Origin of the sequence: Microbacterium testaceum StLB037 (genome assembly GCF_900104345.1) — a bacterium.
In the GTDB taxonomy this organism is placed as follows: Bacteria; Actinomycetota; Actinomycetes; order Actinomycetales; family Microbacteriaceae; genus Microbacterium; species Microbacterium testaceum_A.
The window spans coordinates 116487-132151 of sequence record NZ_FNJN01000001.1; the positions used below are offsets into that span (position 1 = coordinate 116487).

General features: G+C 70.8%; 14 protein-coding genes. 4 read left to right on the forward strand and 10 right to left on the reverse strand.

The features are described 5' to 3' along the window. Window positions 1-19: 19 nt before the first annotated feature. The 3 genes from BLS25_RS00520 to BLS25_RS00530 are packed head-to-tail and all read left to right on the forward strand — an operon-like array spanning window position 20 to window position 2837. Entirely contained in the window at window positions 20-421 is a 402-nt protein-coding gene (locus tag BLS25_RS00520; RefSeq protein ID WP_013583709.1) for a cytidine deaminase, read from the forward strand. Continuing rightward, window positions 418-1707: a thymidine phosphorylase gene (locus BLS25_RS00525; RefSeq protein WP_074694075.1), complete on the forward strand. Its 1290-nt coding sequence runs from the start codon at window positions 418-420 to the stop codon at window positions 1705-1707. Before BLS25_RS00520 ends, BLS25_RS00525 begins: the two co-directional genes overlap by 4 nt. 23 nt (window positions 1708-1730) lie before the next feature. Beyond that, window positions 1731-2837 (forward strand): adenosine deaminase, encoded by a 1107-nt coding sequence (locus BLS25_RS00530; RefSeq protein WP_056226753.1) that lies wholly within the window; start codon window positions 1731-1733, stop codon window positions 2835-2837. A gap of 108 nt (window positions 2838-2945) precedes the next feature. Here BLS25_RS00530 and BLS25_RS00535 read toward each other — a convergent pair whose 3' ends face one another. The 7 genes from BLS25_RS00535 to BLS25_RS00565 all read right to left on the reverse strand — a co-directional run bounded on the left by BLS25_RS00535 (window position 2946) and on the right by BLS25_RS00565 (window position 9523). Then, window positions 2946-3728: an alpha/beta hydrolase gene (locus BLS25_RS00535; protein WP_074694076.1), complete on the reverse strand. Its 783-nt coding sequence runs from the start codon at window positions 3726-3728 to the stop codon at window positions 2946-2948. A gap of 21 nt (window positions 3729-3749) precedes the next feature. Beyond that, on the reverse strand, window positions 3750-4901 hold the full coding sequence (locus tag BLS25_RS00540) for a mannitol-1-phosphate 5-dehydrogenase (protein ID WP_074694077.1): 1152 nt from the start codon (window positions 4899-4901) through the stop codon (window positions 3750-3752). Further along, on the reverse strand, window positions 4898-5335 hold the full coding sequence (locus tag BLS25_RS00545; protein WP_056226758.1) for a PTS mannitol transporter subunit IIA: 438 nt from the start codon (window positions 5333-5335) through the stop codon (window positions 4898-4900). The genes BLS25_RS00540 and BLS25_RS00545 overlap by 4 nt, the downstream gene beginning before the upstream one ends. Before the next feature lie 104 nt (window positions 5336-5439). Then, window positions 5440-7104, reverse strand: coding sequence for a PTS mannitol transporter subunit IIBC (locus BLS25_RS00550; protein ID WP_074694078.1), 1665 nt, complete (start codon window positions 7102-7104; stop codon window positions 5440-5442). Between the two features lie 95 nt (window positions 7105-7199). Continuing rightward, window positions 7200-8885: a phosphoenolpyruvate--protein phosphotransferase gene (gene ptsP, locus BLS25_RS00555; RefSeq protein ID WP_074694079.1), complete on the reverse strand. Its 1686-nt coding sequence runs from the start codon at window positions 8883-8885 to the stop codon at window positions 7200-7202. 15 nt (window positions 8886-8900) lie between these two features. Further along, window positions 8901-9176, reverse strand: coding sequence for an HPr family phosphocarrier protein (locus BLS25_RS00560; protein ID WP_056226762.1), 276 nt, complete (start codon window positions 9174-9176; stop codon window positions 8901-8903). A gap of 20 nt (window positions 9177-9196) precedes the next feature. Further along, window positions 9197-9523, reverse strand: coding sequence for a PTS sugar transporter subunit IIB (locus tag BLS25_RS00565; RefSeq protein ID WP_056226764.1), 327 nt, complete (start codon window positions 9521-9523; stop codon window positions 9197-9199). Window positions 9524-9673: 150 nt separating this feature from the next. On the opposite strand from BLS25_RS00565, the gene BLS25_RS00570 reads away from it, so the two are divergent. Beyond that, a complete protein-coding gene (locus tag BLS25_RS00570; RefSeq protein ID WP_256335503.1) occupies window positions 9674-11641 on the forward strand; it encodes a BglG family transcription antiterminator in 1968 nt (655 codons plus the stop codon). 326 nt (window positions 11642-11967) lie between these two features. Here the strand turns inward: BLS25_RS00570 and BLS25_RS00575 are convergent, their stop codons facing one another. The 3 genes from BLS25_RS00575 to BLS25_RS00585 form a co-directional block, all read right to left on the reverse strand. After that, window positions 11968-12828 (reverse strand): hypothetical protein, encoded by an 861-nt coding sequence (locus BLS25_RS00575; protein WP_143017780.1) that lies wholly within the window; start codon window positions 12826-12828, stop codon window positions 11968-11970. 304 nt (window positions 12829-13132) lie between these two features. Beyond that, complete coding sequence (locus BLS25_RS00580; protein WP_074694383.1) at window positions 13133-14797, reverse strand: phospho-sugar mutase; 1665 nt, start codon at window positions 14795-14797, stop codon at window positions 13133-13135. 29 nt (window positions 14798-14826) lie between these two features. Continuing rightward, complete coding sequence (locus tag BLS25_RS00585; protein WP_074694081.1) at window positions 14827-15660, reverse strand: purine-nucleoside phosphorylase; 834 nt, start codon at window positions 15658-15660, stop codon at window positions 14827-14829. Window positions 15661-15665 lie beyond the last annotated feature (5 nt).

Sequence of the window (15665 nt, forward strand, 5' to 3'; positions counted from 1 at the left end):
GAGGATCCACCACTCCACGATGACCGACATCGACTGGGACGAACTCCGTTCGGCCGCCACGGATGCCATGCACCGCGCTTACGCGCCCTACTCCCGATTCAAGGTGGGAGCCGCCGCGCTCGTCGCCGACGGACGGATCGTCTCGGGGTGCAACGTCGAGAACGCCTCCTACGGCGTGACGCTGTGCGCCGAGTGCGGACTGGTGTCCGACCTGCACATGAGCGGCGGCGGCCAGCTGGTGGCCTTCGTCTGCGTCGACGGTGAAGGTCGCACGCTCATGCCGTGCGGTCGCTGCCGTCAGCTGCTCTTCGAGCACGCGATCCCGGGCATGCTGCTCGAGACCGTCAGCGGCATCCGGACCATCGACGAAGTGCTCCCCGACGCCTTCGGACCCCGCGACCTCGAGGAGGCGGCACGATGAGCGCCGAGCAGTACGACGCCGTCGACATCATCCGCGCCCAGCGCGACGGGCGGGCCATCACCGAGGGCGAGATCCGCTGGCTGGTCGACGCCTACACGCGTGGCTACGTCATGGACGCGCAGATGTCGGCGTTCACCATGGCGGTCCTGCTGAACGGCCTCGGCCGCGACCAGATTCGCGTGCTCACCGACGCGATGATCGCCTCGGGCGAGCGCATGGACTTCGGCTCGCTCGGCAAGGTCACCGTCGACAAGCACTCCACCGGGGGCGTGGGCGACAAGATCACCCTCCCGCTGGCTCCGCTCGTCGCCGCGTTCGGCGTCGCCGTCCCGCAGCTCTCGGGCCGCGGTCTCGGTCACACCGGCGGAACGCTCGACAAGCTCGAGTCGATCCCCGGCTGGCGCGCCGCGCTGTCGAACGACGAGATCATGGCGCAGCTGCGCGACGTGGGCGCGGTCATCTGCGCCGCGGGCACGGGCCTGGCTCCCGCGGACAAGAAGCTGTACGCGCTGCGCGACGTCACGGGCACCGTCGAGGCGATCCCGCTGATCGCGTCGAGCATCATGTCGAAGAAGATCGCTGAGGGCACCGACTCGCTCGTGCTCGACGTGAAGTTCGGCTCCGGCGCCTTCATGCAGGACATCGACCGTGCGCGTGAGCTCGCCGAGACGATGGTGGCCCTCGGCACCGACTCGGGGGTGAACACCACGGCCCTGCTCACCGACATGAACACCCCGTTGGGACGTGCGATCGGCAACGCCAACGAGGTGCGCGAATCGGTCGAGGTGCTCGCCGGTGGCGGCCCCGCCGATGTCGTGGAGCTCACGGTCGCTCTGGCGCGCGAGATGCTCAGCCTCGCGGGGCAGCCGGACGCCGACGTCGAGGCGGCCCTGTCGGACGGCCGCGCGATGGACGTCTGGAAGCGCATGATCCGCGCGCAGGACGGAGACCCGGATGCCGCCCTCCCGACGCCGCGCGAGACGCACACGGTGGTGGCCGCGCGCTCGGGCGTCGTCACGCGCGTCGAGGCGCTGCCCTTCGGCATCGGAGCCTGGCGTCTGGGTGCGGGCCGCGCCCGTGCCGAGGACGCCGTCGTGCACGCCGCGGGTATCGACCTGCACGTGACCGTCGGTCAGACGGTCGCCGCCGGTCAGCCGTTGTTCACCCTGTCGGCCGACGATGAGTCGCGCTTCGAACGCGCCCTCGGCGCCGTCGAGGGTGCCCTCGAGATCGGTGACACCGCGCCCGTGGCGTCCCCGATCGTGCGCGAGCGCATCACCGCGTGATGGCATCCGGAAAGAGGAGCACCATGGCATCCGACGACCTCCGCATCGGCGGCCGCAAACTGCGCGATCTTCCGAAGGTCTCGCTGCACGATCACCTCGACGGCGGTCTGCGCCCGCAGACCGTCCTCGAGCTGGCCGACGAGGTCGATCTCGACCTCCCCGCGGACGACGCGAAGGGTCTCGAGGCCTGGTTCTCGGACCACATCGACGGCGGCTCTCTCGAGGACTACCTCGAGAAGTTCTCGGTCACCGTCGGCGTGATGCAGACGCGAGAGGGCCTCGTGCGCACGGCGAAGGAGTTCGTCGAGGACCTCGCCGCGGACGGCGTCGTCTACGGCGAGGTCCGCTGGGCGCCCGAGCAGCACCTCACGCGCGGGCTCAGCCTCGACGAGGTCGTGGATGCCGTGCAGGAGGGCATCGAAGCGGGAGAGGATGCCGCGGACGCGCGCGGTCGCGACATCCGCGTGGGTCAGCTGCTCACGGCGCTGCGCCACAACGACAACGCCCGCGACATCGCCGAGCTGGCGGTCTCGTGGCGCGGGCGCGGGGTGGTCGGGTTCGACCTCGCCGGGCCCGAGGACGGGTTCCTGCCGCAGCGGCACCGCGAGGCGTTCGACTACCTCGCCGAGCAGTTCTTCCCCACCACCGTGCACGCGGGGGAGGGGGCGGGACTGGCATCCATCCGCTCCGCTCTGCTCGATGGACGGGCGCTCCGCCTCGGTCACGGCGTGCGCATCGCCAACGACCTCGACGTCGTCTCGCGCGAGGGCGAGGAGGTGCAGGTCACCTTCGGCGACCTCGCCCGCTGGGTCCGCGACCGCGAGATCACGCTCGAGCTGTCGCCGACGTCGAATCTGCAGAGCGGGGCCGTCACGGCCTGGGGCGACACGATGGACGCCCACCCGTTCGACCTGCTGTACCAGCTCGACTTCTCGGTCACCGTGAACGTCGACAACCGCCTGATGAGCGCGACGACGCTCACGCGCGAGCTGGGTCTGCTCGCTCAGGCCTTCGAGTACGACCTCGACGACCTCGAGGCCTTCCAGCTGAACGCCGCCGCCGGGGCCTTCCTGCCGGTGGAGGAGCGCGAGGAACTCATCGAAATCATCTCGGAGGGTTTCCAGCGCTGACGTGCGGATTCGTTTCGGCGGCGCTCACCGGTCCGGTGGGCGCCGCCGTCGTGTGAGGGCGCGGTCGTCACCGCCCTGCCCGCGACGACTGGCCGCCGGGCCCGCGCGTCAGGGACGGGGGAGGAAGCCGGCGAGCTGCGCGGCGATCACGCGGTCGACCTCGGCCGGGTCCGCCGTCGGGGTGCCGTCGCCCGGCTGCGGGCCGTACGCGCCGAACGAGGCGTGCGAGGCGCCGGGGATCTCCACGAACGTCGCATTCGCGGGGAGTTCGACCTTGGCATCCGCGATCTTCTGCGGTGTGGACAGGCCGTCCTCCGAACCCGACAGACTCAGAACGGGCAGACCGGATGCCGAGAGGTCGTTCGCGCAGTACGAGGCGAACAGCACGAGGGCATCGGCGTCGGATGCCAACTGGCAGGCCCGCACGCCGCCGAGCGAGTGACCGCCGACCGCCCAGGTCGACACGTCGGGCGCGAGCTCCGTGAAGGTCGACAGCGGACGCGGGTCGAAGAACGCGAGGTGCAGCCAGGGCTTCGTGATGACGACGGTGACGCCGTCGTCGACGACCGTGTCGGCGAAGGTCGCGATGTAGCCCTCGGCCTCGACCTTCGCCCCCGGGATGAACACGAGCCCCTGCCCGGTCGCGCCCGAGGTGGGGGAGAGGACGATGCCGGACCCGTCGTCGGTGATGGTGAGACCGGGGTTCACCTGCGCTTCAGACAGCGGCACGGGTTCGGCGCCCATGACGCCCACCTGGCTGTAGATCAGGATGCCGCCCACCACCAGCACCACGATCGCGCCCAGGCCACCGAGGATCCAGCGCAGAAGACGACGACGCCGGCGGGGCGCTCGGGGCGCTCCGCCGGCGTCGGACGGGGTCGTGTCGGTCACCTCTCGAGGGTAACGCGGGGCTCAGGCGGGCAGTGCCGCCTTGCGGGCCGCGACGATCTCGACGATGCGCGCGTACAGCGGGTGCTCCGGATCGAGGCCGGTGACCTCCGCCGTGAACGCCTCGGCGTCGAGCTCGCGCAGCATGCGCTGGAGGTCGACGGCCTGGGCGTCCTCGGCATCCGAGAATTCGAGGGCGGCGGCCATGGCGGCGACCAGGGCGGCGACCGGCAGCCCCCGCTCCACGGCCTCGGCGGCGGGTCCGATGAAACGCTCGTGACGCGAGAGCTTGCGTAGCGGCTGACGGCCCACGCGCCACACGGTGTCGGGCAGGGCGGCGTTGCGGAAACGGCGCAGGATCGTCGCGCGGTACTCGCCCTGCACGCCGGCATCCAGCTCGTGCTTCTCGACCAGCAGCGCGCTGGTCTCCTCCAGCGCGGCCTCGACCTTCGCCGCGATCTCGGGGTTCGCCAGGGCGTCCGAGATGCGCTCGATGCCCGCCTGCGCACCGAAGTACGCGGTGGTGGCGTGCCCGGTGTTCACCGTGAAGAGCTTGCGCTCGATGTAGGGCTCGAGGTCGTCGACGAAGTGCGCCCCGGGGATGTGCGGGGGGTTGTCGCCGAAGGGCGGCCGCTCGATCGCCCACTCGTAGAACGGCTCGACGGTGACGTCGACGCCGCCGCCGGACTGGGCCGGGACGATGCGGTCGACCGCGGTGTTGGCGAAGATCGAACGGGATGCCAGGGCATCCCAGGACTCACCGGCGAGCTCGACCACGTGCTCGCGCAGCTGGTCGGTGGCCCCGATCGCGTTCTCGCACGCCATGATCTGCAGCGGCGGGAGCGACGGGTCGCGAAGCGCGAGACCCGCGACGATGTGCGGGGCGACGAACTTCAGGATCGTCGGGCCGACGGCGGTGGTCACCACGTCGGCGGTGGCGATCTCGTCGACGAGCGCCTCGGCATCCACCGAACTGTCGATCGCGCGGAAGCCGGTCACCTCCTTGTCGACGCCGCCCTCGCCCACCTCGTGGACGGTGTACGACGACGCGGAGTTGATCGCCTCGACGAGGGCCGCCGAGACGTCGGAGAAGACGAGGTCGTACCCGCCCTCGTGCAGGAGCAGACCGACGAAGCCCCGGCCGATGTTGCCGGCGCCGAAGTGGACGGCCTTCATGCGTTGACGGAGCCCGAGAGGGCCTGGAAGAGCTCCTCGGGGGAGGAGGCGGCCTTCAAGCGCGCGACGTCGTCCTCCTCGGAGAACAGGATCGCGATCTGCGACAGGATCTCGAGGTGCTCGTCACCCTTGCCGGCGATGCCGATGACGAAGGTGACGGGCTCCCCGCCCCAGTCGACGCCGCCGTCGTACCGCACCACGGACAGGCCGGACTCGAGGATCGCCTGCTTGGTCTCGTTCGTGCCGTGCGGGATCGCGAGCTCGTTGCCCATGTACGTCGACACGGTCTCTTCGCGCTGCTGCATGGCGGCGAAATAGTCGGCGGTGACGGCGCCGGTGGCCTGGAGCAGGTCGGCGGCCTCCTTCATCGCCTCCTCGCGGGTGGCGCTGCCGGGGTGGATGCGGACGGATTCGCTACGGAGGACGTTCGACATGGTTCTCGCCTTTCTCGTCGTGCTGTCCAGCCTCGCAAACCGCGAGCCGGACGGGAAGACGCCAGGGGCCGGGCTGACGCACCGACCCCTGGCGTGCTAGGGGATTACTTGGCTTGGTGCTGAGCGCGCACCATCTCCACGACCTCGTCGTACTTCGGCGAGTTCATGAAGTTGTCGACCGACACGTGGAGCGAGTCAGGCGACTGCGCCTTCGCGCGGTCGGTGAGCTGGTTCTGCGTGATGACCAGGTCGGCCGAGCCGTCGAGGTTCGCGATCGCCTGGTTGGTGACCGTGACGCCGTCGATGCCGGCCTTCTTGATCTTGTTGCGCAGGACGCTGGCGCCCATGGCAGACGAGCCCATGCCGGCGTCGCAGGCGAACACGATGTTGTTCAGCTGCTTGGTCGCCACGGCACCGGCGGCGCCGCCGAGGGCGGCGTCGACGTCGCGGTCGGCCGCCTCGGTTGTCCCCGAGCCGGTCGTTCCGGCGGCACGGGTGCGGAGGGCACCGAGGGCGGAGGACTCCTTGCCCTTGTTGGCCGCGGTCTGGTCGATCGCGGCGGCGAAGCTGTCGCCCTCGGCCTCCTGGTCGCGCTTGCGCGAGGCGCGGAGGATGACGCCGGCCACCAGGAAGGTCACCGCGGCGGCCACGACGACCGACAGGTAGACGACGAGGAGGTTGGCGGGACCGGCGCCGATGGCGGCGACGGTGACGGCGATGATGCTGCCGGGAGCGGCCGGGAAGGCCAGTCCGCCCTGGAAGATCATGTTCGTCGCGACACCCGAGGCGCCACCGGCGATCAGCGCGAGGATCGTCATGGGCTTCGCGAGGGCGTACGGGAAGTAGATCTCGTGGATGCCACCGAGGAACTGGATGATGATCGCGCCGGGGGCCGAGGCCTTGGCCGCACCGACACCGAAGAAGGTGAAGGCGAGCAGCAGACCCAGGCCGGGGCCGGGGTTCGCCTCGATGAGGAACAGGATCGACTTGCCCGACTCAGCCGCCTGCTCGATGCCGAGCGGGGTGAAGACGCCGTGGTTGATGGCGTTGTTGAGGAACAGCACCTTGGCCGGCTCGACGATGATCGACAGCACCGGCAGCAGGTTGAACTGCACGAGGAACGCGACGATGCTGCCGAGGACCGCGCTGATGCCGAGGAACACGGGACCGAAGGCGAAGAAGCCGATGATCGCGAGGATCATGCCCAGGATGCCGGCGGAGAAGTTGTTCACGAGCATCTCGAAGCCGGGGCGGATCTTGCCGTCCCACAGCTTGTCCATCTGCTTGGTGACCCAGGCCGCGAGCGGGCCCATGATCATCGCGCCGAGGAACATCGGGATGTTGGTGCCGACGATGACGCCCATCACGGCGATGGTCGCCACGACGCCACCGCGGGCGCCGTAGACGATGCGTCCACCGGTGTTGGCGATGAGCAGCGGCAGCAGGTAGGTGATCATGACGCTGACCAGGCCGACGTAGCCCTGGTAGGTGCTGCCGTCTTCGTTGGCCGTGAGCGCGGTCATCGCGCCGGGCCAGTTAATGGTCGCGGCGTTTCCGCCTCCGCCGAGGATCTCGGCGACGGGGGCCCAGTGCCAGCCGAAGGGGCTGTTGGCACCGAAGAATCCGGCGGGGATGAAGAGCATGGTGATGAAGCCCCATGCGATGAATGCCGCGATGTTCGGCATGATCATGCCGGAGAGGAACGTGCCGAATCGCTGGACTGCGATCCGTGCCCCTCCCGGCTTCTTGGTGGGTGACGTCGTCGTCATTGCTGTGTCTCCTTGACTGACTGCACGGCCGGGGCCGTATGGGGGGTGCGGCTGATGCCGCGGTGTCGACGGGGCGGCCGGAACCGCCCCGGGGTTTACGGGGTGTGGACGAGGGTGGACGCGGCCTGCGCTGCCTCGCGGGCGGAGGCCGCGTCATCCGCGGCCAGGGCGGCCTCGGCGATGCGGCGGGCATCGTCGAGAGTGTGGGTGAGCAGCATCGCGCGCACATCGGCGAGGGCCGTGGGGGCCATCGACAGCGTGGTGGCGCCGAGCCCGACGAGCACGACGGCGAGCATCGGGTCGGCCGCGGCCTCGCCGCAGATGCCGACGGGCTTGCCGTGCGTGCGGCCCGCGGCGCCGACCTCGCGGATGAGGCGGAGGACGGCCGGATGCCACGGGTCCTGGAACGACGCGACCGAGCCGAGCAGGCGGTCGGCGGCGAGCGTGTACTGCGTCAGGTCGTTCGTGCCGATCGAGGCGAAGTCGGCGATCTCGAGGATGCGGTCGGCCAGGAGGGCCGACGAGGGGACCTCGACCATGACGCCGGTGGTCTTCAGGCCGTAGTCCTTCGCCAGCGCGGTGAAGTACCGGGTCTCTTCCACGGTCGAGACCATGGGCGCCATGACCCACAGGTCGGCGGGGCCGGCCTCGGACGCCCGGGTCGCGGCATCCGCTTCGGCGAGAGCCGTCAGCTGCTCGCGCAGGATGTCCTCGCTGGCACGGAGGGCGCGCAGGCCCCGCAGACCCAGCGCGGGGTTCTCCTCGTGCGCGTCGTTGAGGAACGGCAGGGGCTTGTCGGCGCCGGCGTCGAGCACGCGCACGACGACCTTCTTGCCGGGGAACGCGCTGAGCAGCTCGGTGTACGCCGCGCGCTGCTCCTCGACGGTGGGGGCCGAGCTGGAGCTGAGGAAGAGGAACTCGGTGCGGAAGAGGCCCACGCCCTCGGCGCCGAGCTCGACGGCCTCGGCGGCTCCGCCGGGCTTGCCGAGGTTGGCCAGCAGCGGAACCTTCGTGCCGTCGGCGAGAGCGCCGTCGGTGAGGGGGGCGGATGCCGCGGCTGCGCGCGCCTCGGCACGGTTGGCGGCTCGCGCCTTCTCGTCGTCGCTCGGGTCGACGGTCACGACGCCGGCGGCGGCATCGACGATGACCGACTGCCCGTCGACGAGGTCCTTCGCTCCGGCCGCGCCCACGACCGCGACGATCGATTTCTCGCGGGCGAGGATCGCGGTGTGCGAGGTCGGGCCGCCCTCGGTGGTGACCAGGGCCAGCACCTTGTCGAGGTCGAGCAGGGCGGTGTCGGCGGGGGCGAGATCTTTCGCGACCAGCACGAAGGGGTGACCGGGGTCGGGGATGCCGGGGGCCGCGACGCCGCGCAGGCGCGCGATCACGCGCTGGGCGACGTCGTCGAGGTCGGCCGCGCGCTCGCCGAGGTAGCCGCCGAGGGCCACGAGCTGCTCGCGGAACGAGGCGAAGGCGTCGTGCACGGCGAACTCGCCGGTCTTGCCGGCGGCCAGGCGCGCGTCGACCTCGGCTTCGAGGGTCGGGTCTTCGGCGATCATCGCCTGCGCCTCGAGCACGTCGCGGGCGGCGCCGCCGGCCTGCGCGCCGCGGGCTTCGAGCTCGCGGGCGACGGCGCCGATGGCCTCGCGCACGCGCGCCGTCTCTTCGTCGACGCTCAGCTGGCTCTTGGCGTCCTTCGGGGCGGGCAGGGGCTCGGCCATGCGCGCGATGGGTCCCTGGGCCACGCCCAGTCCGATTCCGACTCCACGGAGTTCCGTCATGGTGCTGTGTTTCCTTTACTCGGCGTCGTGGTCGGTGGTGAGGAGCTCCGCGAGGCGCTCCAGCGTCGCCTCGGCGTTGTCGCCGTCGGCGGTGAGGGTCACATAGTCGCCCTGCTCGAGTCCCAGCGCGATGATCCCGAGGATGCTCGCGGCGTTGATCGGCTTCCCCGCGTCCTTGGCGAGGGTCACCGGGATGCCGGAGTCCTTCGCCGCCTGCGCGAAGAGCTTCGCGGGGCGCGCGTGCAGGCCGTGCGACGATCCGATGCGGACGGTGCGTGTCAGGTGGGGCATGGGTGTCCTCTCCGTCGAGTTCAGATCGTGTCCGCGGGCTGGGCGGAACGCAGGGCGTCCTCGACCAGGGCGAGGGTTCGGGTGCCGCTCTGGTCGGCGAAGACGTCGTCGGGCAGCAGGACGACGGTCACGCCGCGCGGGGCGGCCTCGAGGCGGATGCGCTCGAGTTCGGGGGCGAGGTGCGGGCCGACCAGCACGAGATCGGCGGCGTCGAGGTCGATCGGGAGGGAGCGCGAGGTTCCCGCCGAGGCGGAGTAGTCCAGGCCCTTCTCGTGCGCAGCACGACGGACGCGTTGCGCGACGAACGTGCTCGACGCACCCGCTCCACACACCACGAGGATCCTCATCGACCGGCCTTTCTTCCTCTCGATTGTCCGCACCTGTCTCACAGCGGACAACCAGGTTCGTTTCCCACCCCCCGGAACGCGGATGCCGCAGCCGCCTCCTGCGCGCGCCGTCCCGAGCCGCGCCCGGTGCGGACGGGCGTGAAAGGATGGATGGAACGCTGCCAACCGGGGCGGTGCGGAGGACGGATCGTGACGACGAAGGCTCGCCAAGACCGCCTGCTGGCCCTGTTGCTGCGGGACGGGGAATGGTCGACCGCGGCGTCTCTCGCCGACGCGCTCGGGGTGACCCCGCGCAGTGTCCGGTCCTATGTCACGGCGATCAACGCCCGTGTCCCCGGCGGAGCGGCGATCGAGTCCGGGCCCCTCGGCTATCGCGCCGGGTCCGACGCCGCCGCAGCCCTTCGGGTCTTGACCGGAACGGATGCCGGCACCCCCCGCGACCGTCTGCACACCCTCGTCCGGCGGCTCCTGGATTCCGCCGACGGCATCGACGTCTTCGACACGGCGGACGCCCTGCACGTGAGTGCCGCGACCCTCGAGGCGGATCTGTCACGCGTGCGGGGACTGCTCGGCGGAACCGAGCTGACGCTCGAGCGCTCGGCATCCACCGCCCGCCTGCGCGGAACCGAGGTCGCCCAACGCCGGCTCCTGTCGAAACTCGCGCACGACGAGATGGACGCCGGGCTCTTCGACCTCGACGCCCTGCGGCGCACGCTCGGCGAGCAGTCGGTCGGCGCCCGCGCGTTCGGGCCGTTCAAAGCCGAACTCGTCGCCGAACTCGGCGCCCTCGGCTACTACGTCAACGAGATCGGCATCGGCGACGTGGTGATGCACATCGCGATCGCCGCCGACCGCACCACGCGCGATCGGGCCCTCGGCTCCCCGGGCGGGGATTCGTCGGATGCCGCGGCCGCCGTCGTCGACCTGCTCGACCGGCTCACGGTCAAGCACATCGGCGTGCAACTCGGTTCGGGCGACCTGCGCCACCTCGCGACCCTCGTGCTGACCCGCATCGTCGCACCCGGCTCCCCGGCCGGCGACGACGTGCGCTCCCGCCTCGACCCGGCGGTCGAGGTGGCCGTCCGGCGGGTCGTCGAGAACGCGGCATCCGAGTTCCTCGTCGACATCGCCCACGACGACTTCATCCTGCGCTTGGCGCTGCACGTGCAGAACCTTCTGCACCGCTCGCGTGAGCAGGCGTGGTCGCGCAATCCGCTGACGCGGTCGCTGAAGTCGACGTACCCGATGATCTTCGAGGTCGCGGTCTACATCGCCAAGGGGCTGCAGGACGGCCTGGGCATCCCGATCCTCGACGACGAGATCGCCTACATCGCGATGCACGTCGGCGGTCGTCTCGAGCGCAGCCGCCGCGCCGACCAGCTGCTGACGGCGACCATCGTGTGCCCCGGGTACTACGAGCTGCACGAGCTCCTGCGCTCGAGCGTCGACCGCTCGCTCGGCCAGGCGATCGAGGTCGTGGGCGTCGAGACGCGCATCGACCCGGCGTGGGATTCGATCGAGACCGACCTCGTGCTCACGACCATCGACCCGCCGCGGCCGGGCGACAGGTTCGTGCGGATCCAGCCGTTCCTCACCGACGCCGACGTCGAGCGCGTGCAAGCCGCCGCCGGTCGCATCCGCCGCGGGCGGCGTCTGGCGCGCCTGCGAGCCGAGCTCGAACGGTACTTCGCGCCCGAGGCATTCGTGCGGGGGCTGGATGCCGCTGACGGCGAGGCCGGCGTCATCCGACGCCTCGGCGGGATGCTCGTCGAGCAGAGCGTGATCGACGACGCCTACGTGGCTCGGGCCGTGGAGCGCGAGGCCATCTCGTCCACCGCGTTCACCGACGCGCTCGCCGTGCCTCACGCGATGGGCATGACGGCGACCCAGACCCGCATCGCCATCGGCATCGCCGACCCCTCGATCGCATGGGGGGAGGGTCGCGTGCAGGTCGTGGCGCTCGTGGCCTTCAGCGAGACCGACCGCGAGGCCTTCCAGACGGTGTTCGAGCAGTTCGTCGAGGTGTTCAGCGAGCGCGACAGCGTGCAGCGCATCGTCCGCCGCGCGGTGTCGTTCCCCGCGTTCCTGGACGAACTGGTCGCGGTGATCGACGGCTGACGCTCGGCCTCCCCGAGCTGACGCGGGGCTGGCCCGGCACGGGTCGCCCTCCTCGGTTTGGGGCGGATTTCGCACCTCGGCGTGATATTCACGCCCCAACTGACAAATCTCGACCCACACCCGGCCGCCACCCTTCTCCGTCACGCCCGGCGGCGTGATCACGCCCGGGTGCGGAATGTCGGCGCCATGCCGGGGAACGGCCGGTAACCTCGGTTTGGGGCGGGATCCGCACTTTGGGGCGGGCAAATTTCGCCCCAAACAGCGAGATCCGCCCCAAACTGGGGGCACGCGAGATCCGCCCCAAACTGGGGGCACGGGGGCCCGCCTCAGCGCGCGCGGATCCCGAAGCTCTTGAGCCGCTGGGCGAGGGTCTCTGCCGAGCGGAGGTGGGCCCATTTCCACCGAGCGAACGGCCGCTGGGTGGTCCCTCGGATCCAGTCCTCGCGCTGCTTCTCGCGCAGCACGACGTCTTCGAGAGAAAGACCCGATCGCATCGCTTCGTCGCGGTACTTCTTCTCACCATCGAACTCGCCCCACGCCCTCGTGTCGTCGAGGCCGAAGTCCACGTAGTAGTTCTGGCCGGAAGGGCCGGCGACGGGCACTTGAAGGTCGATCCGGGTGAACCCCAGCTCCGTGAGGCGGATGCGACTGATGCTCTCTCCCGGCAGCTGGGCGCGTCCATCGGCGAAGGCGAGGGCGCGGAGCGCACGAGCGCGACCATGGGCCGAGCGCGACGTGATCTCGAGCACCCTCGCACGCAGCTCGCCGGCCGCAGCGATGTCGTTCACGCCGGGTTCCGGGGCGGTCACCGGCCGGAACGCAGCGTCGAGTGCGCAGACCGCGGTCTCGAACGACGCGGTGCGCGCGACATCGGCCATCGTGCGCTCGAGGCTCGTGAATCGGACACCGTGGCGCTCCACCTGCTCGTCGTCAGGCACCTCGCCGCGGTGCCTGACCACGAGCGACTGCGCGCCGGGCCGCTCGGGCGGCAGGGTGATGTGGACCTTCGTCGAGGCCGGCGCCCGAACCGGGAGCCCGTGTAGGGCGGCCGCGGTGAGGTGAGAGAAAAGCGGAGGCTCCGAGGTGGTCTGGGCGAGGGCTCGAGCCCGTAAGACGATCCACTCCTCCGCAGTGGGCGGCTGCGCAGGGTCGATTCGGGTGTAGACGCCGGGCCGGAGTCGAACCATGTCGCCCTGCTTGATCAACCGGTTCGTCCGTACCGGTCCGAGGCCTTCAGCCCGCAGGTCCTCCCATGACAGAAGAGGAGGGAGCGCGAGCATGATCCGAGTGTGCGCATCGCCGGGCGACGGCATCCGTCTGTCGGCCCCTTCTGTGGACAGTCGTCGGACGATCGTGCTTGTGGAGGAATTGCTGCCGAATAGCCCCCAACGCGGTTTGGGGCGAATCCCGTCGCTCGGGGCGACAAAGATACGCCCCAAACGACAGAATGCGCCCCAAACCGGGAAAACCCTCGCGGGCCGCCGACGCCCGTCAGCGCAGCGACGCCAGCAGCTCCTCAGCCCCGGCGCGCAGGGCCTCCAGACGCCGGCGCGCCTTCTTGGCCGACGAGCCGCGCACGTCGAGGTACAGCTTCAGCTTGGGCTCGGTGCCGCTGGGACGCACGATGAGCCGCGAGCCGTCGTCGAGCCAGAGGCGCAGCACGTCACCCGGCGGGAACCCGTCGACACCCTGCAGCAGGTCGTCGATGCGCGACACGGCAATCTCGCCCACCGCGGCGGGGGGCTCTGCGCGCAGCGCGGCCATGATCCCGGCGATCTCGCTGACGTCGCTCACGCGCACCGAGATCTGGTCGCTCGCGAAGGCGCCGAACGTCTCGCGGAACTCCTGCAGCAGGTCGGCCACGGTGCGGCCCTGAGCGCGAGCCTCGGATGCCATGCCCAGAAGAGCCACGGCGGCCGAGATCCCGTCCTTGTCGCGCACGGTCGTCGGGTTGACCAGGTAGCCGAGGGCCTCCTCGAAGCCGAACACGATGCCGGGCGCCCGCGAGATCCACTTGAACCCGGTGAGAGTCGAGTGGAACTCGAGACCGTAGTGCTCGGCGACGGCCTGGAGTCCGGGCGACGAGACCAGAGAGCAGGCGAGGGATGCCGGCGCCCCGGCGTCTCCGCCGATGCCCGAACCCGCACCCTCCGCCGCGAGCCGCGCCGCGCGCCACCCCAGCAGCAGCCCGATCTCGTTGCCGGTCAGTCGTCGCCACCCGCCCTCGGAGTCGGCGTCGGGGATCGCGACGGCCAGGCGGTCGGCATCCGGATCGTTGGCGATGACGAGCTCGGCGTCGACGGCGCGCGCCGTCTCGAACGAGAGGTCCATGGCCCCGGGCTCTTCGGGGTTGGGGAACGCGACGGTCGGGAAGCGCCCGTCGGGGTGGATCTGCGCCTCGACGACGGTGGGCTGGGGGTAGCCCGCTTCGGTCAACACGCGCGAGACGGTCTCCCACCCGACGCCGTGCATGGCGGTGTAGACCCAGTTGAGGCCTTCGGCTGCGGCGGGTGCGGGTGCCACCGCGGCGGTGGTGGAGACGTACGCCTCGACGACCGACTCGGGGGCGTTGGCGTAGCCGACCGAGCGAGGGAGGGTGGTGATATTGCCCTCGTCAGCGATCCGCTGGATGTGGGCGGCGATCTCGGCATCCGCTGGAGAGACGATCTGCGCACCCTGGTCGTCGCCGCCGAGGTAGACCTTATAGCCGTTGTCGTCGGGCGGGTTGTGGCTCGCGGTGACCATGACGCCGGCGTCGGCGCCGAGGTGGCGCACGGCGAAGGCGAGCACGGGTGTGGGCAGCAGGCGGGGGAGCAGGATCGCGTTCAGGCCCGCGCCGGCGAAGATCTCGACCGAGTCGCGCGCGAACACATCGGAGTTGCGGCGTCCGTCGTACCCGACCACGACGGTCGGCGCCTCGCCGCCCGAGCGCTCGAGCAGGTACGCCGCGAACCCGGCCGCCGCCTGGCCGACGAGCACGCGGTTCATCCGGTTGGAGCCGGCGCCGAGCGTTCCGCGCAGTCCCGCGGTGCCGAAGGCCAGCCGCGTCGAGAAGCGATCCTCGAGGTCGGCCGCAGCCTCCGCATCGCCGTCCTCGACGCGCGCGAGCAGCTCCGACAGTTCCTCTCGGGTCACGGCATCCGGATCCTGCGCCATCCAGGCGCGGGCCGCGTCGACGTACGCGCTCACAACGCGCCGATCACGCGGGCGAGCAGCGCCGAGATCACGGGCTCGGCCTCGCGGCCGGCTTCGAGCACCTCTTCGTGGCTGAGGGGCGTCTGCTGGATGCCGGCGGCCAGGTTCGTGATGAGCGAGAAGCCCAGGATCTCCATGCCGGCCTGACGCGCGGCGATGGCCTCGAGGGCGGTCGACATGCCGACGATGTGGCCGCCGATGGTCTTGGCCATCTGCACCTCGGCGGGCGTCTCGTAGTGCGGCCCGCGGAACTGCGTGTACACGCCCTCGTCCAGCGACGGGTCGATCGAGCGGGCGATGTCGCGCAGGCGCTTCGAGTACAGGTCGGTGAGGTCGATGAAGGTCGCGCCCTCGAGGGGCGAGTCGGCCGTGAGGTTGATGTGGTCCCTGATGAGCACGGGCTGGCCGGGCTTCCACGTCTCGCGGATGCCGCCGGCGCCGTTCGTGAGGATCATCGTTTTCGCACCCGTCGCGGCCGCGGTGCGCACGCTGTGCACGACCCGGCGCACGCCGTGGTTCTCGTAGTAGTGCGTGCGGGCGCCGATGACGAGGACGTTCTTGCCGCCGGGGGTGCGGACGCTGCGGAGCGTGCCGACGTGCCCCTCGAGGGCGGGCTTGGAGAAACCGACGACCTCTGTCGCGGGGAACGACGCCGTCTCCTCGCCGATGAGCTCGGCGGCGCGTCCCCAGCCGGACCCGAGGGTCACGGCGATGTCGTGGTGCTCGACGCCCGAGAGGCGGGCGATGTCGGCAGCCGCGGCGGCGGCGATCTCGAACGGGTCGACCGCGGGGTCGTCGAGCGGGTGTGAGGTGCTGTTGGACATTCCCC

What these genes read in the sequence shown, in the direction of transcription:
- BLS25_RS00520 (WP_013583709.1), top strand. Translation starts at nt 20, where the DNA reads ATGACCGACATCGACTGGGACGAACTCCGTTCGGCCGCCACGGATGCC.
- BLS25_RS00525 (WP_074694075.1), top strand. Translation starts at nt 418, where the DNA reads ATGAGCGCCGAGCAGTACGACGCCGTCGACATCATCCGCGCCCAGCGC.
- BLS25_RS00530 (WP_056226753.1), top strand. Translation starts at nt 1,731, where the DNA reads ATGGCATCCGACGACCTCCGCATCGGCGGCCGCAAACTGCGCGATCTT.
- BLS25_RS00540 (WP_074694077.1), bottom strand. Translation starts at nt 4,901, where the DNA reads ATGAAGGCCGTCCACTTCGGCGCCGGCAACATCGGCCGGGGCTTCGTC.
- BLS25_RS00545 (WP_056226758.1), bottom strand. Translation starts at nt 5,335, where the DNA reads ATGTCGAACGTCCTCCGTAGCGAATCCGTCCGCATCCACCCCGGCAGC.
- BLS25_RS00550 (WP_074694078.1), bottom strand. Translation starts at nt 7,104, where the DNA reads ATGACGACGACGTCACCCACCAAGAAGCCGGGAGGGGCACGGATCGCA.
- ptsP (WP_074694079.1), bottom strand. Translation starts at nt 8,885, where the DNA reads ATGACGGAACTCCGTGGAGTCGGAATCGGACTGGGCGTGGCCCAGGGA.
- BLS25_RS00560 (WP_056226762.1), bottom strand. Translation starts at nt 9,176, where the DNA reads ATGCCCCACCTGACACGCACCGTCCGCATCGGATCGTCGCACGGCCTG.
- BLS25_RS00565 (WP_056226764.1), bottom strand. Translation starts at nt 9,523, where the DNA reads ATGAGGATCCTCGTGGTGTGTGGAGCGGGTGCGTCGAGCACGTTCGTC.
- BLS25_RS00570 (WP_256335503.1), top strand. Translation starts at nt 9,674, where the DNA reads ATGGAACGCTGCCAACCGGGGCGGTGCGGAGGACGGATCGTGACGACG.
- BLS25_RS00575 (WP_143017780.1), bottom strand. Translation starts at nt 12,828, where the DNA reads ATGGTTCGACTCCGGCCCGGCGTCTACACCCGAATCGACCCTGCGCAG.
- BLS25_RS00580 (WP_074694383.1), bottom strand. Translation starts at nt 14,797, where the DNA reads ATGGCGCAGGATCCGGATGCCGTGACCCGAGAGGAACTGTCGGAGCTG.
- BLS25_RS00585 (WP_074694081.1), bottom strand. Translation starts at nt 15,660, where the DNA reads ATGTCCAACAGCACCTCACACCCGCTCGACGACCCCGCGGTCGACCCG.